This is a genomic window from Devosia marina, from assembly GCF_009758415.1.
GTDB classification, from domain to species: domain Bacteria; phylum Pseudomonadota; class Alphaproteobacteria; order Rhizobiales; family Devosiaceae; genus Devosia; species Devosia marina.
In genome coordinates, this window is record NZ_WQRF01000001.1 from 911,491 (window position 1) to 931,810 (window position 20,320).

Sequence of the window (20,320 nt, forward strand, 5' to 3'; positions counted from 1 at the left end):
CGACCCATCCATGCTGGTGGCCGACCCATCAAATGGGCAGGCTCGGAACCTGGCGCGATGCTTAGCAATGCCTGCCGACCAGTGCCGTCAGCAAAAAAGTTCAGCATCGTGTCATCACCGACGATTCATCGCGGGCATCTTCGACACATCACAGAGGACAAGTTCTAACACGCGCTCGCGGCAGAGGCGCTATGCATCCACGCAGTAACGGCGTTTACCATTCATAAACCATGCACGCGCACGCTTCTCTCGCCCAATCCATCAAGGAGTGCTGAAGTGCACGAGCAAGTCCAACGCCGAGCCTATGCGATGTGGGAGGCCGATGGCCGTCCCGAAGGTCAGGATCAGGCCTATTGGTTCAAGGCCGTTTCAGAAATCGCTTTCGAGGCAGCCAAGACAGTCAAGCCGCCGCGTAAACGTACAACAAGAACGGCGAAAGCCAGCAAGGCCGCCTAATTGTTCGTTCGGTTGGCCGCGGGTCTACGCTTCTCGCGGCAAACCGCGCCCAGGCGATGACCAAGTGCCGACCACAAGGCAAATCGGCTTGGCGAAACCTAGTACCGTGATAGAAATTGAGCCATGACGATCCTTTACCTCATGGCCGCTGAGCCGGAATACGGCCCACACCTGCGCGCCCGCATCAAACCAAAGATGATCGGTGTGGGGCCGGTAGAGGCTGCCGTCAACGCCACCCGCATCCTGGCGTCCATGGCCGATAGTCCGCCAGACATAGTGGTTTCGCTCGGATCCGCCGGCTCACGCAGCCTTGAGCAATGCGCCGTCTATCAGGCCATCTCGGTATCTTACCGCGATATGGACGCCTCAGCCCTCGGATTCCCCAAAGGTGTGACACCATTCCTTGATGTGCCGGCGACACTGCCGCTGGAGCCACTCGTGCCCGGCCTGGTGCCCGCCACGCTGTCCACTGGGGCCAATATCGTCTCTGGCCCGGCCTATGATTCGGTTCCTGAAGACATGGTCGACATGGAAACCTTCGCCATCCTGCGGTCCTGCCAGGCATTTGGCATCCCCCTATTGGCCCTACGAGGGATTTCCGACGGCAAGGCCGAGGTCACCGGCATGGCGGACTGGACGCAATACCTGCACATTGTTGATGAGCGCCTCGCCGCTGCCGTGGACCTCATCGAGGCCCACTACAGCAAGCCATGATGGCTACTTTCTATCGCGCTTCTTGTCGCGCCGCGCCCTTTGCCAGTTCGTCCACCATCGGCTTCCGCGCAGCACAGCCGTATTCACCGGTCCCTGTAAAAAAATCAGATCGACCGCCAGCAGCAGCAGGCCGAGTGGCAGCATCCAGATACCAAGCACCGGCAAAAAGCTGAAGATACCGCCCAGCACCAGGACAATACCGAGTGGAATGCGAACCCAGCGCGCGCCCGGGCGTCGCAACCGCGCCAGCCAGCCTGCGGCCAGGCTGGGGATACGCCTTTCCAGGCGATCAAACAGCCGGTTCAGGCGATCTGTGCTCTTGCTCATGCGGTTCCCTCCCATCTCGACAAGATGGCGCAGACACTCGGCAGTTCAAGGGCGTGGAACCGCCCTAGTAGTCCAACCGTTCACTAGCAAAGACGGAGCAGACCATGTCCCTCAATACTTTGCTGACCCAACTCGGCCTCCAGCGGCACGATCCGCATAGCCTGGAAGGCCAATTGCACGCTATGCGACGCGACGTCCAGCATCTTAGACAATTACTGTCCCGACAGACTGGACAGACTGCGAACCATTGGGGCGATCAATTGCACGAAATTGGCTCGGCAGTCGCCACCCAAACCGGTGAGTTCGCGCAAATGGCCGGCCAGGAGGCTCGAAAAGGAGCCGGGATGATCAGGCGCGATCCTCTGCCGGCCATCGCTCTGGCGGGTACTGCCCTGCTGCTCATCCGACTGCTCAGTCGGCGCTAAGCACTGATTAACCTTCCCACGCAGTGTTTCCTTAAGCCTGCGCGCGCATTTTCGGGATCAATCGACCTTTTCTAGTGATCCCCGGAACGCCCTGATGCGCCAGTTCTGCAAAGCCCTTCTGCGCCTCTCGGTAGTGGCTTTGGCCGCTATCAACCTCGCAGCCTGCGGCATTGCAGGGACGAATTTCGGCATGGCGCGGCTGAGCGAGAAGGAATGCATGATGCGCGCCATGTATTTCGAATCCAACCGATCCAGCGCCGAGGGCATGCTGGCCGTTGGCACTGTGGTGATAAATCGACTCAATGATCCGCGCTACCCGAAATCAATTTGCGGCGTAGTTGGCCAGAAAAACCAATTCGCCCAGGGGGTTCTCACAAGGCCAATGACCGATAGCGGCGCAGTGCTTGCGTCGCAGGTCGCCGATCAGGTGCTGTCGGGCGCACGGCATCCTGGCGTTCAGTCAGCCCAGCATTTCCACACTGCAGGCCTGCGCTTCCCATACAACAATATGTTCTACGTCCTCGAAGCAGGTGGCAATGAATTCTATGAAAGGCGGCGTGTGCGCTAGCGCCTAGAAATCGCCGCCAATATCGAACCCGCCCCAGTCGTCTCCGCCGTCAAAACCCTCATCAGCCGGCGGTTCTTCAGATGCTGCCGGGGCCTCCGCAGCCTGGGCTGGGTCGCTGAACATGCCGGCAATTGCCGACCCCAGGAGCACGCCACCGGTCACGCCCAGCGCAGTCTGCGCGGCACCGGCCAGAAATCCACCTGAGGCAGGCCGGTCCCAAGGCCCTCTTTGCCGCTGCGCAGGTGCTGACGGCGGCCGTCGCTCTTCTGTGTCATCACCAAAAATGCCGCCAAGGAACCCTGACCGACCGCGTTTGATGTCGGCCTCCAGCGATTCGATCTGAGCCTGCTGGTCACGCAGGGCCGCTTCCTGCACGATTATGGTCTGTGCCATGTAATAGGCCGCCGCCGGATGCTCGGACAAGCGTTGAGAGATCAGGGCTTCGGCATCTCGATCACGCGGTCCGCTATTGCGCTCCACCCGGCGCAGGCGCTCAAACAAATCCTCAATGGCGTGTTGGTCTTCGTCTCGCAGCATGGCGCTCTCCCATCGTCTCGGTCTCAGACATGGGAAGCCTGCCTCATCCCCGCAAGGTCACTGCCGGGTTTGGCGCAGCACATAGCCGATCACCACGGCCATTGCGTCATAAAGTTCAATCGGAATGCTTTCGTCCAGTTCCACACCGCTCAGCGCCTCGGCAAGAACAGGGTTGGCCTCGATGACCACCCCGTTCTCTTGCGCCAACGCGATGATTTTTTCGGCCACCAGCCCGCGCCCCTTTGCGACGACGCGCGGCGCCTCGGATGCGCCTTCCTCATAATGCAACGCCACGGCAAGCGAGCGGTCTTTGGGTTCATCTGCGCTCATCGTGTGGCATCCAGATGCTGTCCGGATGCAGAAGGCGCAGGCTTTGTCGGCGGTGGCGGCGCACCCGTCCGGATCACCACGGCACGCAGTTTCAACCCGAGCGCGGCCAGGTCCGACTTTAGAGCTTCGACATCCGTCGACAACGCAGCACTCGTTTCGGGCCGCTCGGCCCAAAGCAGCACGCCCGCACTTCCGGCCCGCAGTGAAATCTGTGCGCCGATTTCACCAGCGCCTGAAAGGTTGATGGCGAACCGAATTTGCCAACCGCGATCCTCGGGCCGCTCATCCTCGCCTTCGGGGTCCTTGTGTATCTGCATCTGCAGCAAATGCTGCTGGCCCGCCACCACCACGGGAAGGTCGAGGCTCCATTGTGCGTCCTGCCGCGCTGCGCTCTGCTCGGGCAAGGAGGCGCTCTGGTGCAGCCGCACCCGCGACAGCGCCGCTTCCGTCCGCTCCAGCAGCATCCTCCCTGCTTCCAGCATGTCATCGGGGATCGCCGGCGTGCCGCCGTCTGCTGACCTGGCGCGCGGCAGCAGACCGCGCAACGGCGGCGCCACAGCCGCGACCTGAGTCACCGGCGCCTGCTGCCCCAACCATGCGCCCAGGCTCTGCCGCAAACCCAACAAGGCCGACTTGGCGTCGCCCGCCGCCTGGGCTCCCTGCCCTGACGCCAGCAAGGCCTCCTGAAATATTCCGGACTTTAGAACGGCAGTCTTGAGAGCGGCTCCGCTGACTTGCGGGCCATCCAGCGGAACCCGCGCGGCCAACACCTGCTGCGCAGCCTTGGCGACCGGCTCGGGCAGTGCAAACTTGCCGATTGCAGCGCTGAGCACCGTCGTCAGCCCGACCACGCTATCCTGTCGCGGCAGCGCCTGCTGCACCATCTGCGCCAGAGCGGCCTGCGGATTTGGCGGTACCGGGGATTGCGGCTGCACCGGCACAGGCCGCACCTGGTTCGCCTGAGCGGCAGGCACACCGGCCAAATTGGGCGGCGGCGCATGCTGCCCCACAATGCTCGATGAAACCGCCTGCCCCACAGGCGGCAAACCCGTGCTCGCGGATCCTGCCACGCCCACCACCGGCCGCGGCGGTGCGCTCACAGGCGCGGCCACCGCATAGGGAATCTCAGCGCGCGGCGCATGCGACGCCCCGGGTGCCAACGGCGCTGCCGGTGGCACTGTAGAAGGTGTTGCAAGGCCCGCCGCTGTCATTGTGGCGGGTGGCGTAGCTGCAGGTTGTCCGGACACGCGAACGCCAGCGGCTGCCGCCTCTTGCCCAACATTGCCCGTTGCTGGAGACGTTGAATTGGCAGTCACTACCTGCGTTGCCGATCCATTTGCGGCACCCACCGGCACGGAGCTTGATGCCACGGTCACAGTCTGCGGCGATGCGGTTGCGCCCAGCGGCGGGGCAACCGTTGGGGCTGGCGCAGATGCCGCATTGACGACCGCTGGCGTCACGGGCGCACTGGTGGCGGGACTGGTTTGCGGAATTGCACCTGCCCCATAGGGCGCCAGCGGCGCCATGGCAGGCGGGAAAGCCTGTGTCGGCGCCGGCGCGGCCTGCGTGCTCCCGCTGTGCCCTGCCGCTGGCACCGTCCCGGGCAGGGAAGGTCTCGTCGCTGGAGCCAGATCGATCTGCCCCCCAGACAGTGCAATTGCAGAGAGCTGAACTTGTGTAGCTGGCGCATTCTGGGCTGCACCGGATATCGACACCGCGCCGCCAGGCGGTGGCCGCACGCCTTCAAGGGTCAGCTGCAGATGCCCTTCGGTCTGCTGCACCGCAAGTGTCAGCGTTGCACCCACCGGCTGACTTTGCGGTAGGTTGAGGGTCAAGACCTGTCGTCCGATCTGCACCTGTGTCGCGCCATTACCGGCCTGTGACAGCACACGGGCTTCCACGGTTTGGCCCGCCGCCTGGGCCAGGGCGCGCAGACCGGCACCGGCCATGGCCAGCGAGATCGGCGGAAGCTGGGTCGATATGCTCATCGGCCGGGCGACTCCGGCCACGTCATGTGGCTGCTCAGAGTTTAGCGCATTGCGCGTTCAGCGCCAGCCATCGACACTTGGCTTGGTGATCAACCTATTGCGGCCGGATATCTGTATAGTCTTTGGTCATGGGCTTGCCCTTGAATGTCACCCAGAAAAAATTCAGCGTATAGGTGCCCGCTGTGCGGAACACGCCTTCTTTTTCCAGCCGCCTGCCCGAGGTTTTCATCTTGAGCGCGTAGGTCCATTTGACCCCGCCGACTTTGGACAGACGGACCGCAACATCAGTATCCTCGCCAAAGAATTCGATACTGCGATCATAGCCGCCAACAGCGGCCCAGGCCGCGCGCTTGAACACGAAATTACCGCCCTGCACAACCGATCCAACCCGCAGAATGAAGCGGTTGAGAATGTAGATCAGATAGGTCAGGCCATAGAACAGGCTGATCAGGACGCGATTGTGCATGGCCATGTCATAATAGACATAGGGGCCGGAAAGGCAGACAAGCTTGCTGTCGTCGCCGAATTCGCGCAGCACGACATCGAGCCACCCTTCGGGCACAATTGTGTCGCTATCGATATTGGCCACCAGCTCATAGCCTTCGCTCGCCGCAAAGCCGGCATCGCGCGCATTCACCAGGCCCTTCTTGGGTTCATCGACGACCCGCACGCCTGAAAAGCTGCGCGCGATTTCCCCAGTCCGGTCGGTCGAGGCATTATTCACGACGATCACGTCGGCATCTGCGCCGGAGCGCTTGATTTCCGCCAGCACCGATTCAAGGCATTTGCCGATCAGCGCTTCTTCATTATAGGCGGGAATGACGAAGGCCAGCTTCATGGGGATCCCCTTTGCCCGGCCTGGTGCCGGTTCTTGTTTGTGCTGCACATAGCGCGCTGCGCCGCTTGCGGCAACCAATCGCGCAAATCGCGCATCAATCAGCCGGTTGTGGCCCCGCCCGTTCCGCCAGTACCTCTAATCTGCTAAGATGTTCTCAGGTCTGAGCGGTTCATGTCCCGTTCAGCGGCAAAGTTGAATGGATACCGCCATGAACAGATTTGCTGCATATTTCGCCGTCTCTTCACTTTGCCTGACCGGCACGGCACTTGCTGCCGCAGAGGGCACCGCCGTTGGCGTTAGGCCAGATGCCCTGGCCCGCGCTGCTTCGGACGAGCGCGTCCTTTTTGTCGGTTCAGATGTATCGGTGGGCGAGACCATCGTCACCGGCCCCAGGGGCAATGTCCAGCTTTTGTTCGATGACCAGACAAGGCTGGTCGTCGGACCCGGCAGTACACTGGAGATAGAAACCTATCTGCTGGCCGGATCGGGCGTCGACACATTCGCCGTCAACGCCCTGGCCGGCACCTTCCGATTCATTTCGGGAAGTAGTCCAAAATCGGCCTATTCCATCAACACCCCCACGGCTTCCATCGCGGTAAGAGGCACCGAGTTCGATTTGACCGTTGGTGGTGGCCGGAGCTTCGTCCTGCTCTATGAGGGCGCTTTGACCATTTGCCGGAGCTCCAATTGTGTCAACCTCACCAACCGGTGTGACATTGGCACCGTAGCCGGTAGCAGCGCCAACCTTTTCTCCTGGCGAGATGACGAGCGCAATCGCGTGGTGCCTAATTTCCCTCTTTCCAATATCCAATCGAGCTTCCTGCCCCCCTTTCGGGTTTCCGGCGGCCAGGCATGTCTGGTTCCACCGCCGCAACCCGCCTCTGGCTCGCTGGTGGACCGATCAACCGGCCGCCCTGCACCGGCGCAAAACCAGCCATGCACAGATCCGCAGAACTGCTGACGCCCAACCTGCACAGGCAGAACGCAGCCACTTGAACTGTCGGGCAAAACATCCTTTGGTGTCCACCCGACCGGCCGTCAAGAAGTGAGCCAAAGTGGCCTCCTCCGAAAGATCCCCTGCAGAAGAAGCCGAAGCATCTCGCTTTGATCGGCTCCGCTCCAAATTGCGGCTGCTCTATCATGGCCAGTCGCCCAAAGCATTGCGCTTTCAGAGCATCATCCTGCTCGTCGACCTGGCCATTATTGCCTTCTTCATCGCCACGCCGCTGCTTCGGGAAAGCGAAACTTTCCTCTGGATCGATTATTCGATCGCCGCGATCCTCGCTATCGATCTGATCGCGCGGGGCCTCGCCGCGACCCATCCCATGCGCTGGCTGCGCCAGTTGCCGGTGATCATTGACATTTTCATCCTGATCACCCTGCTCGCACCCACCTGGCTGTTCAATCTGGGCTTCCTGCGCATCCTGCGACTCTGGACCTTGTCGCGCTCCAGCATGGTCTGGCGGCCGCTCGAAAAACGCGGCCTGGGCGAATATCGCGACACCATGCAGGCAGTAATCAACCTGCTGGTCTTCATCTTCGTGGTCACTGGCTTTGTCTATACCGCCTTTGCACGACGCGATTCCGGCATTGCCGGCTATGTCGATGCGCTCTATTTCACTGTCACCACCATGACCACCACCGGCTTTGGCGACATTGTCCTGCCTGGCACCTTCGGAAAGCTGGTCTCGGTTGTCGTCATGATCGTCGGCATTTCGTTGTTTGTTCGACTTGCCCAGCTCATCTTCCGCCCCGCCAAGGTGAACTTCCCTTGTCCTCAATGCGGCTTAAATCGCCACGAACCAGATGCCGTTCACTGCAAGGCCTGCGGCCACCTGCTCAACATTCCGGACGAAGGCCAGGGTTGACCGCCGCTACTTGATAACCGGCAGCCGCACCCGGAAACACGCCCCAGGCAAGGGTCCGGGCACCAGTTCCAGCGTCCCGTTCATCCGGGCCACAATCTGTCGGCTGATGGCCAGGCCAAGGCCGGCACCACCTTGATCTCCGCCGCCCTCAACTCCACGCCAGAATTTCTCGAAAATGTGCTTTCTATCAGTCTTGGAAATCCCCGGGCCATTATCGGCCACCTCGACCACGAACTGACCCGCCCGCACAGCCGAACTCACGCGGACGATGGGATGGTCGGCATCATTGTATTTTACTGCATTGGAAATCAGGTTGATGAACACCTGACAGAGCCGGTCGCTGTCCCCATCGACCATGGTCGTATGCGCCCGTTCGCCAAACTCCACCCGCATACCCCTCTGCCGCAGCAACGCGTCGCAAACCGCGACGGCACGATCCAGAGCCTCTTCCGCATCCACAGGCGCATTCTGCCAGCTACGCTCCCCCCGCTCGAGCGCACTGAGGTCCAGTATTTCGTCGAGAAGCCTGGTCAGGCGCAGGCTCTCATTGTGGATCGTGGAGATGAACCTTTGGCGCTGCCCGTCATTGAGCTCCCCCGGCTCCATCAGGATTTCGGAGAACGAACGGATCGAGGTCATCGGCGTGCGCACTTCGTGGCTCACCTGGCTAAGAAATTCGTCCTTCTGGCTGTCCAGCTCCCGCAATTGCGCATTGGCGTCTTCAAGCTTGCGTGCCGTGACCCGCAATTCCGCCGAGGTCCTTTCCAACTCCTGAGAGTACTCAATCACCTGCTGGGTTTCATCGGCCATCTGCATCATCTCTTCGAGCGACACATCGCCTCCAGCTACCACTTTTGCCAGCATCACATGCGCCGAGGCCGAACCAATGGATCCGGCCAACTCGCGCTCCAGCCGGGAGATGAACTCGGGTGTGGGCTCCAGCATCGCAGGTTCGACACCCCGCTCCTGCGCTGCTGTTTCGAACAGTGTCGCCGCCCGCTTTTCACCTAGCACCCGCTCGGCCACGAAATAGAGGTCATTCGCCGTCGCCGATCCGGGCATGAACCCGCGATGGGCAAAGGGGCGGCGGCGGAAAACATCGACGAAGGCCGCCGCCTGGATCCGCTCGAGCGCGGACTGATTTGATACAAGCGAGCCGACGACCAGAAATACGCTATTGAGCAACAGGCTCCAGAACACCGAATGCACCAGAGGGTCGAGATCATTGAGACCGAACAGATTTTGCGGCCTCAGGAAGCCAATACCCCATGGACCGCTTTCCATCACGTCGGAAACCCAGGGCAGAACAGTCTCGAAGCTGGGCAGGAACATGGTCCACGCCCAGATGACAAAACCCACAAATATGCCGCTCGCCGCCCCGCGCTGCGCCGCTTCGCGCCAGTAGAGGCCCGCCAGGATGGCCGGCAGGAACTGCGCAACACCTGCAAAGGAAATGAGCCCAATCGGCGCCAAGGCATCGTCGCCGGTCAGCGAGAAATAGAGAAAGCCCAGGGTCAGGATCACCCCGATCGACACCCGGCGGCTCAGCAGCAGCAGGCGGCGCACGCCCTGTCCGTCGCCCTGCCCGACATTGGACGAGCGCAGGATGATCGGCATGATGATGTGGTTTGACACCATGATCGACAAGGCGATCGAGGCCACGATGATCATTGATGTAGCAGATGAGAAACCACCGATAAACGCTAGAAGAGCAATGCCAGATTGCCCCTCGGACAACGGCAGGGTCAGCACAAACATGTCCGGATTGGCCCCCTCCGGCATGACAGTCATGCCGTAAAGCGCAATGGGCAGCGTGAATACGCTCATCAGCAGCAGATAAGCGGGGAACGCCCAGCCTGCGACGCGGAGGTGATCCTCATTGGCGTTTTCGACCACGGTGATCTGGAACTGGCGCGGCAGGCAGATGATGGCGGCGGCCGACAGCACCGTCATTGCCACCCAGCGCGGGCCGAAAGGATCGTCTTCATAGATGGCGATGCCTGCCGCCTCCGCGCCGCGATAGATCGACTCAAAGCCCCCACCCAGCCCGAAGGTGACGAAAACGCCGACAGCCAGGAGCGCCGCGAGTTTGACCACCGCCTCGAACGCAATGGCGGCAACCACGCCATGGTGCTGCTCCTTGGCATCGACATTGCGCGTGCCAAACAGAATGGTGAACAGCGCCATGCCCGCAGCGATACCGAACGCCAAGGCACCGTCGTCCACACCGACAAGACTGCCCCGTGCACCCTCGGCTGATTCTGCCACCGCCTGGATAGAGGCCGTAATCGCCTTGAGCTGCAGCGCAATATAGGGGGTGATGCCAATCACGGCGATCAGTGTCACCAGCACGGCCAGCCGACTCGACTTGCCGTAACGTGACGACAAGAGGTCGGCGATGGAGGTGATGGCCTGCATTCGTCCGATCCGGACCAGCTTGCGCAATATGAACCACCAGCCGACAAAAACGATGGTGGGTCCAAGATAGATGGTCAGAAACTCGAGCCCGCCGCGCGCGGCATTGCCGACGGCGCCGTAAAAGGTCCAGCTCGTGCAATACACCGAGATCGAGAGTGTGTAGACCGCAGGCGAGCGCAGGAACGACGACTTGTTGGCGCGCGTATGCCGGTCGCCAAAATAGGCCAGAATGAACAGCAGCCCCACATAGACGATAGCCGTAACAATGACGAAGTCGGCCGAAAGCATCACTCGTCCCCTTCGTGGCTGTCCTCGTCAGAGGCATGGGGCAAATAATGCGTCAGAATGCCGGTACCGATGACCATCATCGCCCAGACGCCGAACAGATACACGACGATCTGTGGAATCCCAAAAAACAGGATTGGGTGATTGAAGATATAGACCAGCGGCGGAATGATCAGTAGCGCACCGAACACCGCAAAGACGAAAACACCGCTCTCCAGCTTACGCCGCGCGGTCATTATCACCCAGCAATTGGCGCACTGCTCCCACTACTTCAGCGTTGGAATAGGGCTTGGTCACAAACCCATCAGCTCCCAATTCCTCTGCGATGCGCCGGTCTTGTTGTTGCCCTTTGGCAGTCAGGATCAAGACCGGCAGGACCCTGGTCGGCTCTTCGGAGCGCAATTGTTTGAGCACGTCGAAGCCGCTGCGCTTGGGCAGCATGACATCGAGTACCAGGATGCGCGGCAACTCGCGGCGCACACGCTCAAGCACGGCCTCGCCATCGGTGACCGATTCCACGCTCCACCCTGCTCGGCGCAGAATGAAGTCGAGCGATTCCAGAATGCTAGGCTCATCTTCGGCGATCAAAATATCGAAAGCCAACGTTCCCCCCATCATTCGCGGTCTCCCCTCCGCGAATGGCGCTACTAAATCGCAATCACCCGCCCCCGCCAAGGGCAAAACCATTGGGGACCAAGGCGGTGCGCAGATTTTCGCGGCCCGGAGCCGGCGCCAAGGGCTCTTCCTGCCGGCTGGCACAGTTCGAACGCGTGCATAGCCGGCAGGTTGGCCCGACTTCCACATCGGCGCCAGTATTGCCCAGATCCAGACCTTGCGCATAGACTAACTTGTCTGCATGCAGAACATTGCAGGCCAACATGACCGAGGCCATCACGGGCGGTTCGTGAAATGCCGCGGCCCGGCGCTGCACCGTGCGGGCAACAAAAAGATACCGCGAGCCGTCCGAGAATCGCACCACCTGGCGCACTGGCATGTCTGGCGTTCGAAAAGCGCCGTAGATTGCCCAGAGTGGGCAGGCGTGCCCCGAATAGGGCAGCAGCAATCCCGGCAGCGGAAAATGCTTGGTCAGCCGGCCAGCTGGATCCGACCGCAGAAAGCCGAACGGTACGCCCTCCTCGCCGGGGCGACGAAGCGAGACCAGCCGATGAGCAACCTGCTCGTAGCTGGCATAATAGACTTGGCGAAGCTGGTCGATGTCATATCCCGTCTTCTCTGCCTGCTCCAAGAAGCGGGAATAGGGAAACACCATCGCACCGGCCAGATAGGATCCAAGCGCCCGTCGCGCTAACCGCAGAGCCGCAGGAGACTCCAGGGCGGCCTCGGCCAGCTCCGTATCAATAATCGATCCAGCCGCCAATTCTCCGTAGAGCCGGGCGAGCTGGAACTGCCGCGTTGCAAGTGTTGTAGCGCCCTGCAACCACATGGTCGTCAGCTCGGGGAAATAGCGATACTGCCCGGGAAAATCTGCCGGACCTGATGGCGGCACCCCACCAATGGCGACCCGCACGCCGAATTGCGTCTCAAGTGCGGCGACAAGGCCTTCCAGCCCAAATTTCCCGTGTCGCTCAACGTCCGAACGCAGGCCCTCCGCTGCAACTTCAAGTGCCGGGAAGTAATTGGTTCGCTCGATGAGCAGATCATCGATCTCGCGCGCGGCAGAGACGCTGCGCCGGCTGGCGCTGGCATTTTCGAAGTGCCCAATCAGATTTCGCGCCACCGCGCCAAGATTGCGGGTTTCCCGCCCGATGGAGGCCAGAAACCGGCCGCGCTCGCCCTCGTCCAGGTCGGCCACCTCTTCAAGAATTTCCGCGCTCGAGCGCACTGCGGTAACCCCGGAAAGCACCTGGTGCAGCAATTGGCCTAGCAATGGATCAGAACGCAAACGGTCGGCAAAGGCGTCAGCACTGGCCACCGCCTCGGTGTAGGCACGGTGCAATCGCGCCATGGCCTGAGCGCTGGCTGGATATTGCGCCACCATTTGCCGCCGTTCGTCAGGCTGAAACGGCAGCGACTCAACCATCGGTTCTGCATAGGCCTCTTCCAGGTCCTGCAGCAATTTTTGCTCGGCTTGTCCGGTCAGGTCATCGATGTCGATATTCAGATGCAGTGCCACGCGCTGCAGCAGCGCACCGCCAACGTCGCGTTTGTTGTTTTCGATCAGGTTGAGATAGCTCGGCGATATTCCCACCAGACGCGCCAGCGCCACCTGCGAAATCTTCAGCGATTTCCGCCTGTTGCTGATCCGGAACCCGATCGGCGCGCGCATGGCTTCCCTCCCAGAAAATCTGCTCTGTCAACAAATTGACAGATGTACCCATCAACAAGAACAACAATTTACAATTTTTTCTAGGAATTACAATGACGTATTGCTGTCGTTTTCAAATATGTCGAATACTGGTCAGGCGGTGAGTGGCTGGCAAAGTATCGGTCGCCCCGCGCCAAAAGGAGGAGATCGATGAAATTATTGAAGAGCGGGATGTCCCGCCGCAGGGTTCTGCAGACAGGTATGGCCGGCATTATCGGTTCGGGCGTCGCCCCCATGATGTTCACCAAAGGGGCCTGGGCACAGGAATTCTGCAACAATCCCACTGGCGACACGGTCACCCTTGGCCTCAACCTGCCTTTGACAGGTGCCTATGCAGAAGAAGGCGCCGATGAACAGAAGGCCTATGAACTCGCCATCGCCCACCTGAATGGCGAAGGTGACGGCGGCCTGATCAACGTGCTGACTCCCTCTGCGCTCAAGGGCAATGGCATCTTAGGCAAGAAAGTCGGATTCGTTACGTCTGATAGCCAGACGAAGTCCGACGTCGCCCGTGCCGGTGCTACCCGCATGATCGAACGCGACGGCGCCATCATGATCACCGGGGGCTCGTCCTCAGGCGAAGCCATAGCCGTGCAGGGTCTCTGCCAGGAGATGGGCGTCATTTTCATGGCGGGCCTTACGCACTCCAACGACACGACCGGCAAGGATAAGCGGCGCTACGGTTTCCGCCACTTCTTTAACGCCTACCAGTCCGGTACTGCACTGGGTCCCGTGCTGAGCGAAGCTTACGGCACTGATCGCCGCGCGTATCACCTGACCGCTGATTACACCTGGGGCTGGACTCAGGAAGAATCGATCAAGAACACCACCGAGGGTCTTGGTTGGGACACTGTGGAAGCCGTGCGCACCCCGCTTGGTGCCGGCGACTTCTCGCAGTTCCTCACCCCGGTTCTCAACTCCGGTGCCGACGTGCTCATCCTCAACCACTACGGCAACGACATGGTGAACTCGCTAACTCAGGCGGTCCAGTTCGGCATGCGTGACCGCCAGGCGAACGGCAAGGACTTCCAGATCGTGGTTCCGCTGTTCTCCGAACTGATGGCCAAGGGCGCCGGTGAGAACATCAAGGGCATATACGGCACCTCGAACTGGCACTGGAACCTGCAGGATCCAGGCTCCATTGCCTTCACCAAATCGTTTGGCGCTGCCTATGGCTCGCCACCATCTCAGGCTGCGCACACCTGCTACGTGCAGACCCTGCTTTATGCTGACGCAGTGGAACGCGCTGGCACCTTCTATCCGCCTGAAGTCATCAAGGCGCTGGAAGGCCACGAGTTCGACGGCATGGGCAATGGCCGCACGCTCTACCGTGCCGAAGACCACCAGTGCATGAAGTCTGTGCTCGTCGTGCAGGGCAACGACGCCCCTACCAGCGAATACGACGTTCTCAACGTGGTCCAGGAAGTCCAACGCGATACGGTCGACTACGACGCCTCGATCTTTGGCGGTGAACTCGGTCCCGCAGAACCGGCACCCGTCTGCGCCTAAACCAGTAGAGGGGCAAGGAGCGATCCTTGCCCCTTCAGGTCCGCCAGCGCCCGGTCCGCCGGGTGCTCTCGCCTGCACACATGCAGGACGGGGTCTTCGGAACATCCGATGATGGCATTGCGCGGGGATCGAGAGAGCCTCGTCACTAGCGGAGCATCAAATGTTCGAAGTCATCTTTCTGCAATTTCTCAACGGGCTCGACAAAGGCGCTGCTTATGCGCTGATCGCCCTTGGCCTTACCCTGGTGTTCGGTACACTCGGGGTCGTGAACTTTGCCCATGGCGCCTTGTTCATGCTCGGTGCCTTTTGTGCCGTTATGTTCCGTCAGTTCCTGACCCTTGAAACGGTCACCATTGATCCCACCCAGACATCGCCCTGGGGCGCACCACTCGAAATCAGGACCCCGCTGGTGCAGGCCTGGTTTGGAGACTTTGGGGCGGTTCTCGTCAATTACTCGGTACCCTTCTCGATCCTCATCACAATCCCGATCATGCTGCTCGTCGGCATCGCGCTGGAACGCGGTATCATCAAGCACTTCTACAAGCGCCCCCATGCCGAGCAGATCCTTGTGACATTCGGCCTCGCCATTGTGGCGCAGGAAGTGATCAAGTCCATCTTCGGACCAAACCCCATTCCCCAGCCTATGCCCACCGATCTCCGCGGGGCAGCCGACATCGGCTCCTGGATCGGGTTTCAGGCCAATGTCATCACCTATCCGCTGTGGCGCCTGATCTACTTCCTGTTTTCAGTGATCATCATCGGCGGCGTCTTTGCCTTCCTCCAGTTCACCACCTTTGGCATGGTCGTGCGCGCCGGCATGGCGGACCGCGAGACAGTTGGGTTGCTGGGCATCAATATCGACCGGCGTTTCACGATCATGTTTGGCCTGGCCGCCGTTGTCGCGGGCATGGCAGGCGTCATGTACACGCCCCTGCTCCCTCCCAATTACCATCTCGGCATGGACTTTCTGGTCCTTTCTTTTGTGGTGGTGGTCGTGGGCGGCATGGGCTCATTGCCCGGTGCCGTCGCCGCCGGCTTCCTGCTTGGTATCCTGCAGTCCTTCGCCTCGATGACCCAGATCAAGGCCATCGTTCCCGGCATCGACCAGATCATCATCTATCTCGTTGCCGTTGTTATTCTACTTGTTCGCCCGCGTGGTCTGATGGGCCGCCGCGGTGTGATGGAGAATTGACATGACCAATTTCATGTCCCGCAACGATCTGTTGCTGCTTGTGGGCTTCACCGCCGTGGTGCTGACCATGCCAATCTGGCTCACGCCCTTCGGCGCCGGCTATCCGGACCTGCTGCAGCGCTTCATGATCTTTGGCATCTTCGCTGTCGGCTTTAACATCCTGTTCGGCCTAACCGGCTATCTCAGCTTCGGCCATGCCGCTTTCTTCGGTGTTGGCTCCTATGCCGCAGTCTGGTCGTTCAAACTGCTGACGCTCGACGCCATTCCCGCCATGATCTTTGCCGTTCTGATCTCGGGCCTGTTCGCCCTGATCATCGGCTTCCTCTCGCTGCGCCGTTCAGGCATCTACTTCTCGATCCTGACCCTTGCGTTCGCCCAAATGAGCTACAATCTGGCCTATTCGGTGCTCACCCCGATCACCAATGGCGAAACCGGCCTGCAACTCACATTGAGCGATCCTCGCGTCTTGGACGCGGCCATCGGTCAGTCTTTTGTAGGGCAGCCCGTCCCGACTCTTCTGGGGCAGCAATTGGGCGGCTATGCAGGCTTCTACTTCTGCGCCGGCTTTCTGATCCTGTCGTTCTTCTTCGCCCAACGCGTCGCTGGGTCGCCATTCGGCATGATGCTAAAATCGATCAAGTCCAATCAGACCCGTATGCAATTCACCGGCTTCAATACGCGGCCTTATGCCCTGTCTGCATTCGTGATTTCGGGAATGTATGCGGGCCTGGCTGGCGCCCTGCTCGCCGTCACCGACCCGTTGGCCGGCGCCGAACGCATGCAATGGACCGCCTCGGGCGAAGTCGTGCTGATGACCATTCTGGGCGGCGTGGGAACGCTGGTCGGCCCGGTGATCGGTGCCTGGATCATCAAATACTTCGAGAACATTCTCTCGGCCCTCAATGATAACATTCTGACCCAGTTCTGGAGCTTCCTGCCCGAGGGGTTCGCCGAAATCGTGGTCAAGGTGACCAGCAAGTTCGTGGGTGATGGCTGGCACCTGACCCTTGGCCTGGTGTTTGTGATCATTGTGATCTTCCTGCCCGGCGGGATCATGGAAGGCGTGCGCCGCATCGCGGCGGTCGCCCGCCGCTCCGGCCCGCCCGGTGCCAAGTCACATCAGCATCAGCCCGCAGAATAAGGACAAGCGATATGGCAAATTCCAATATTGTCCTGCACGTTGCGGACGTCCACAAGCGGTTCGGCGGCCTGCACGCGCTGGCAGACATTGATCTGCAGGTCGAGGAGGGCAAGACCCACGCCATCATCGGCCCCAACGGAGCGGGCAAGTCGACGCTGCTCAATGTCATCATCGGCAAGCTGGCGCCGTCCAGCGGCCAAGTGGTGTTCGACGGCGCCGTACTGACCGGTCGCAAGCCCTACCAGATCAACCAGCTCGGCATTGCCCGCGTCTTCCAGACGCCGGAAATCTTCTCCGACCTGTCGGTCTTGCACAATGTGATGATCCCCGCCTTTGCCAAGCGCGATGGTACCTTCACACTCAACATGCTGCGCGCCCTGGACAGCGAAACAACCATCCGTGAGGAGGCCGAGCACATGCTTGAGGATGTGGGCATGCTCAACCGCCGGGACATGCAGGCTGGTAGCCTCAGCCGTGGTGACAAACGACGCATGGAACTGGCGATGTGCCTGATCCAGCACCCGCGCCTGCTGCTGCTCGACGAACCAACCGCCGGCATGAGCCGGCATGACACCAATACCACCATCGAGCTTCTCCAGAAGATCAAGAGCCGTGGCATGACAAAGGTGATCATCGAGCATGACATGCATGTGGTGTTCTCGCTCGCCGACAAGATCTCCGTGCTCGCCCAGGGCCGCATCATCGCCGACGGCAGCCCGGATGAAGTGCGCGGCAACCCCAAGGTCCAGGAAGCCTATCTCGGAGGAGCTCACTGATGAGTTCAGTCGCCATGCAATCTGAAACGGCCATCGGCAATAATGCCGCAGAACTGGAAACCACCCGCCCCTTCTTTTCAGTGCGCGACATGCATGCCTACTACGGCGAGAGCTACATCGTGCAGGGCGTCTCGCTCGATGTCCGAAAGGGCGAAATCCTGGCTTTGCTCGGTCGCAACGGCGCCGGGAAGACGTCGACATTGCGCACAGTAGCCCGGACCGACAACCCGCAGATGCGGCGGGGCGAAATCTGGCTCGATGGCATGCCGATCCACCAGATGAGCAGCTTTCAGGCGGCGCGCGCCGGCATCCAGCTCGTTCCCGAGGACCGCCGGATCATTCAGGGCCTGACGGTCGAGGAGAACATCTCTCTGGCAAAGGTCGCGCCCGGCAATGGGTGGAGCCTTGAACAGATCTACGAAAGCTTTCCGCGCCTGGCCGAACGCCGCACCCAGGAAGGGGTCACCCTGTCAGGTGGCGAACAGCAGATGCTTGCGATCGCGAGGGCCCTGGCCCGCGACCTCAAGCTCTTGCTGCTAGACGAGCCTTATGAAGGGCTGGCGCCGGTAATCGTGCAGGAGATCGAACGCATTCTGCATTCGATCAAGCCCATGGGCATCACGACAGTGATTGTCGAGCAGAACGCGGTGGCGGCGCTCAAGCTGGCAGATCGCGCTGTCATTCTAGATACGGGCGAAGTCGCCTTTGCCGGTTCAGCCAAGGAGGTCCTCGAGAACGCCGACCTTCGCCACGAATATCTGGCCATCTGAACCAGCGCACCAGCTACCCTGGGTCCTGTGAGAACCAAGGCATGATGCCGATCTCACCCTCTCCCCCTCACGGGGCCCAGGGTAATTCTATCCGGCGGCGCAGCCGCCAAATCGCTCCGGTAAAGCAATTTTAGGCGAGAAGACCATGAGAGCTAAGCTTGAGTGGCAAGAATGCGCCTCATCAATCGCCCTTCCCCTCAAATCTGCGCCGAAACATCCGTCTCCGGCGCCGTTGGCGCAATCTCGATACCCGCATCTTCCAGCGCCGAACGCACACCGCGGGCCAACTCGACCGCCCCGGGGGTGTCGCCATGCAGGCAGATAGACCGAGCAGAGGATTTCAGCACAGTACCGTCAATAGCGACGATCTCGCCTGCCTCAGCCAGTCGCAGGCACCGCGCAATAACCGCCCCAGCATCGTGGATCACTGCGCCCTCTTCCTTGCGGGAAACCAATAGTCCCTCTGCCGTATAGGCCCGGTCGGCATAGGCCTCACGGATCAGCGGCAAGCCCACCGCCTTGGCGGCGCGCACCTGCTGGCTGTTGTCCAGCGCCAGCACCGCCATCTCCGGGTCCATGGCCTGAATGCTGGCGAAAATGCCTACGGCAAAGGCCAGCTCTTCGGCTGTCTGGTTTGCGAGCGCACCATGCAGTTTGACATAGGACAGCGCCACGCCGACTTCATCAGCAATGTGCCGCGCCAGCAAAAGCTGCCCCCTGATCTGTCCAAGCAATTGCTCAAGCGGCATCACGATACGAAACCGTCCGAAGCGCTTGGGATCGACATACCCTGGGTGCGCACCCGCGCGCACGCCATTGGCCTTGCATATCCCGAGAATTCTCCGAATCGTAGCTGCATCCCCGGCATGTCCGCCACAGGCAATCGAGGCGCTCGAAACGATCTGCAACAAGGCATCATCGGAGCCCATGCCTTCGCCCAGATCCGCGTTAAGGTCGATAGAGGTCATGGCTTGCCGCTCCGCATCAGTTGGTGCGCATGGTTCACGCTGACAGGCGCAAATACAACGGCCTCACCGGAACGGATTTGTGCAAACCGGCCGAGATCCGCGCTCACAATAGTGCCGATCCGCGGATAGCCACCGGTCGGCTGGTGATCGCGCATCAGGACGATCGGCGTGCCATCCCCCAGGATCTGGATGTCGCCCGGCAGGATCGGATCAGAAATCAGCGACAATATGCTGGACCCGGCGAACACCCCCCCTTCATCGGCCAGCCGCACCCCCATCCTGTCCATGGCATTGGTCACGCGAAACGGTGTCTCGACAAACTTGCGGCGAATGTCTGCCGCAAACCGATCAGCATGGATTCCCCAGACGAACCTGACAGGTCCGGCCTCCGGAGGATCAGGCGAACACACCGATTGCACCGTTCCGCCTTCCTCCGAAAAATTCAGAACATCGCCCGCGCGCAGGGCGCGCCCCTCCAGGCCACCCAGCCTTGCCCTTGTGCTGGTCGCCCTGCTTCCCAGCACCATCGGCAGGTCCAACTTTTTGCCAAAGCGCAGATAGCCATAATTTCCAGCGGCGCCCGGCGTTATGCAAAGCCGGTCACCGGCCGCAATGCTGGCGCTGCCAGGCCAGGGCCGTCGTTCTCCGTTCAATTGCACTTCGAACGCGCCACCCGCCCAGCCCACAGTCAGGTCCCCGGACTCCATCAGCAAGTCGAGCCCCGCCCGGGTCAGCTCGATCCCGGTCTTGTCACATGCACCCGCCAATGCACCGGCCAGCCGGTGTGCATCAATATCCATTGGCCCGGAGGCGCTGATCCCGTGTGCGAGCAAACCCGGTCGCCCACCATCCTGCACTGTGCACAGCGGTCCCGCCCGTTCTAC

22 protein-coding genes are annotated in these 20,320 nt (G+C 60.8%); 11 read left to right on the forward strand and 11 right to left on the reverse strand.

The genetic code is table 11. From position 1 onward, the window contains the following. Positions 1-276 precede the first annotated feature (276 nt). Together GO014_RS04235 and GO014_RS04240 are read left to right on the forward strand one after the other, a co-directional pair. Complete coding sequence (locus GO014_RS04235) at positions 277-456, forward strand: DUF2934 domain-containing protein (protein WP_157289236.1); 180 nt, start codon at positions 277-279, stop codon at positions 454-456. Positions 457-579: 123 nt separating this feature from the next. Next, on the forward strand, positions 580-1,170 hold the full coding sequence (locus GO014_RS04240; RefSeq protein WP_157289237.1) for a 5'-methylthioadenosine/S-adenosylhomocysteine nucleosidase: 591 nt from the start codon (positions 580-582) through the stop codon (positions 1,168-1,170). Positions 1,171-1,173: 3 nt separating this feature from the next. Here GO014_RS04240 and GO014_RS04245 read toward each other — a convergent pair whose 3' ends face one another. Then, positions 1,174-1,497 (reverse strand): hypothetical protein, encoded by a 324-nt coding sequence (locus tag GO014_RS04245; RefSeq protein WP_157289238.1) that lies wholly within the window; start codon positions 1,495-1,497, stop codon positions 1,174-1,176. A gap of 104 nt (positions 1,498-1,601) precedes the next feature. Between GO014_RS04245 and GO014_RS04250 the strand changes: the two genes are divergently transcribed. Together GO014_RS04250 and GO014_RS04255 are read left to right on the forward strand one after the other, a co-directional pair. Beyond that, a complete protein-coding gene (locus GO014_RS04250) occupies positions 1,602-1,922 on the forward strand; it encodes a hypothetical protein (RefSeq protein WP_157289239.1) in 321 nt (106 codons plus the stop codon). 94 nt (positions 1,923-2,016) lie between these two features. After that, positions 2,017-2,490 carry a cell wall hydrolase gene (locus GO014_RS04255; RefSeq protein WP_157289240.1) on the forward strand — a complete coding sequence of 158 codons (474 nt, stop codon included), beginning with the start codon at positions 2,017-2,019 and terminating at the stop codon, positions 2,488-2,490. Positions 2,491-2,493: 3 nt separating this feature from the next. Here GO014_RS04255 and GO014_RS04260 read toward each other — a convergent pair whose 3' ends face one another. From GO014_RS04260 to GO014_RS04275, 4 genes are all read right to left on the reverse strand, one after another. After that, complete coding sequence (locus tag GO014_RS04260; protein ID WP_246204370.1) at positions 2,494-3,027, reverse strand: DUF2076 domain-containing protein; 534 nt, start codon at positions 3,025-3,027, stop codon at positions 2,494-2,496. 57 nt (positions 3,028-3,084) lie between these two features. Beyond that, the gene (locus tag GO014_RS04265; RefSeq protein ID WP_157289241.1) at positions 3,085-3,357 is read right to left on the reverse strand and encodes an EscU/YscU/HrcU family type III secretion system export apparatus switch protein; all 273 of its coding nucleotides are present in this window, start codon (positions 3,355-3,357) and stop codon (positions 3,085-3,087) included. Continuing rightward, positions 3,354-5,345: a flagellar hook-length control protein FliK gene (gene fliK / locus GO014_RS04270; RefSeq protein WP_157289242.1), complete on the reverse strand. Its 1,992-nt coding sequence runs from the start codon at positions 5,343-5,345 to the stop codon at positions 3,354-3,356. Before fliK ends, GO014_RS04265 begins: the two co-directional genes overlap by 4 nt. 94 nt (positions 5,346-5,439) lie before the next feature. Beyond that, positions 5,440-6,183, reverse strand: coding sequence for a glycosyltransferase family 2 protein (locus GO014_RS04275; RefSeq protein WP_157289243.1), 744 nt, complete (start codon positions 6,181-6,183; stop codon positions 5,440-5,442). A 208-nt stretch (positions 6,184-6,391) separates the two neighbouring features. Here GO014_RS04275 and GO014_RS04280 point away from each other — a divergent pair, with 208 nt between their 5' ends. Together GO014_RS04280 and GO014_RS04285 are read left to right on the forward strand one after the other, a co-directional pair. Next, positions 6,392-7,144 carry a FecR family protein gene (locus tag GO014_RS04280; RefSeq protein ID WP_157289244.1) on the forward strand — a complete coding sequence of 251 codons (753 nt, stop codon included), beginning with the start codon at positions 6,392-6,394 and terminating at the stop codon, positions 7,142-7,144. A gap of 94 nt (positions 7,145-7,238) precedes the next feature. Next, complete coding sequence (locus tag GO014_RS04285; protein ID WP_343030765.1) at positions 7,239-8,051, forward strand: ion channel; 813 nt, start codon at positions 7,239-7,241, stop codon at positions 8,049-8,051. 6 nt (positions 8,052-8,057) lie between these two features. Here the strand turns inward: GO014_RS04285 and GO014_RS04290 are convergent, their stop codons facing one another. Genes GO014_RS04290 through GO014_RS04305 form a run of 4 tightly spaced genes read right to left on the reverse strand, consistent with a single transcriptional unit; the run spans position 8,058 to position 13,041 of the window. Beyond that, a complete protein-coding gene (locus GO014_RS04290) occupies positions 8,058-10,757 on the reverse strand; it encodes a sensor histidine kinase (protein ID WP_157289245.1) in 2,700 nt (899 codons plus the stop codon). Next, on the reverse strand, positions 10,757-10,990 hold the full coding sequence (locus GO014_RS04295) for a hypothetical protein (protein WP_116588640.1): 234 nt from the start codon (positions 10,988-10,990) through the stop codon (positions 10,757-10,759). The genes GO014_RS04290 and GO014_RS04295 overlap by 1 nt, the downstream gene beginning before the upstream one ends. Next, positions 10,974-11,372 carry a response regulator transcription factor gene (locus GO014_RS04300; protein WP_246204372.1) on the reverse strand — a complete coding sequence of 133 codons (399 nt, stop codon included), beginning with the start codon at positions 11,370-11,372 and terminating at the stop codon, positions 10,974-10,976. The genes GO014_RS04295 and GO014_RS04300 overlap by 17 nt, the downstream gene beginning before the upstream one ends. A 40-nt stretch (positions 11,373-11,412) precedes the next feature. Beyond that, the gene (locus tag GO014_RS04305) at positions 11,413-13,041 is read right to left on the reverse strand and encodes a helix-turn-helix domain-containing protein (protein ID WP_157289246.1); all 1,629 of its coding nucleotides are present in this window, start codon (positions 13,039-13,041) and stop codon (positions 11,413-11,415) included. Between the two features lie 189 nt (positions 13,042-13,230). On the opposite strand from GO014_RS04305, the gene GO014_RS04310 reads away from it, so the two are divergent. From GO014_RS04310 to GO014_RS04330, 5 genes are all read left to right on the forward strand, one after another. Further along, the gene (locus tag GO014_RS04310; protein WP_157289247.1) at positions 13,231-14,589 is read left to right on the forward strand and encodes a substrate-binding protein; all 1,359 of its coding nucleotides are present in this window, start codon (positions 13,231-13,233) and stop codon (positions 14,587-14,589) included. Positions 14,590-14,749: 160 nt separating this feature from the next. Further along, on the forward strand, positions 14,750-15,781 hold the full coding sequence (locus GO014_RS04315) for a branched-chain amino acid ABC transporter permease (protein WP_157289248.1): 1,032 nt from the start codon (positions 14,750-14,752) through the stop codon (positions 15,779-15,781). A 1-nt stretch (position 15,782) separates the two neighbouring features. Next, positions 15,783-16,922, forward strand: coding sequence for a branched-chain amino acid ABC transporter permease (locus GO014_RS04320; protein WP_157289249.1), 1,140 nt, complete (start codon positions 15,783-15,785; stop codon positions 16,920-16,922). Between the two features lie 11 nt (positions 16,923-16,933). Further along, the gene (locus GO014_RS04325; protein ID WP_116588635.1) at positions 16,934-17,698 is read left to right on the forward strand and encodes an ABC transporter ATP-binding protein; all 765 of its coding nucleotides are present in this window, start codon (positions 16,934-16,936) and stop codon (positions 17,696-17,698) included. A 14-nt stretch (positions 17,699-17,712) separates the two neighbouring features. Next, on the forward strand, positions 17,713-18,468 hold the full coding sequence (locus GO014_RS04330) for an ABC transporter ATP-binding protein (RefSeq protein ID WP_246204475.1): 756 nt from the start codon (positions 17,713-17,715) through the stop codon (positions 18,466-18,468). A gap of 197 nt (positions 18,469-18,665) precedes the next feature. Here GO014_RS04330 and GO014_RS04335 read toward each other — a convergent pair whose 3' ends face one another. Both GO014_RS04335 and GO014_RS04340 read right to left on the reverse strand, forming a co-directional pair. Further along, a complete protein-coding gene (locus tag GO014_RS04335) occupies positions 18,666-19,436 on the reverse strand; it encodes a LamB/YcsF family protein (RefSeq protein WP_116588633.1) in 771 nt (256 codons plus the stop codon). Continuing rightward, positions 19,433-20,293, reverse strand: a complete 861-nt coding sequence (locus GO014_RS04340) for a 5-oxoprolinase subunit C family protein (protein WP_343030839.1) — start codon at positions 20,291-20,293, stop codon at positions 19,433-19,435. The genes GO014_RS04335 and GO014_RS04340 overlap by 4 nt, the downstream gene beginning before the upstream one ends. Positions 20,294-20,320: the final 27 nt, after the last annotated feature.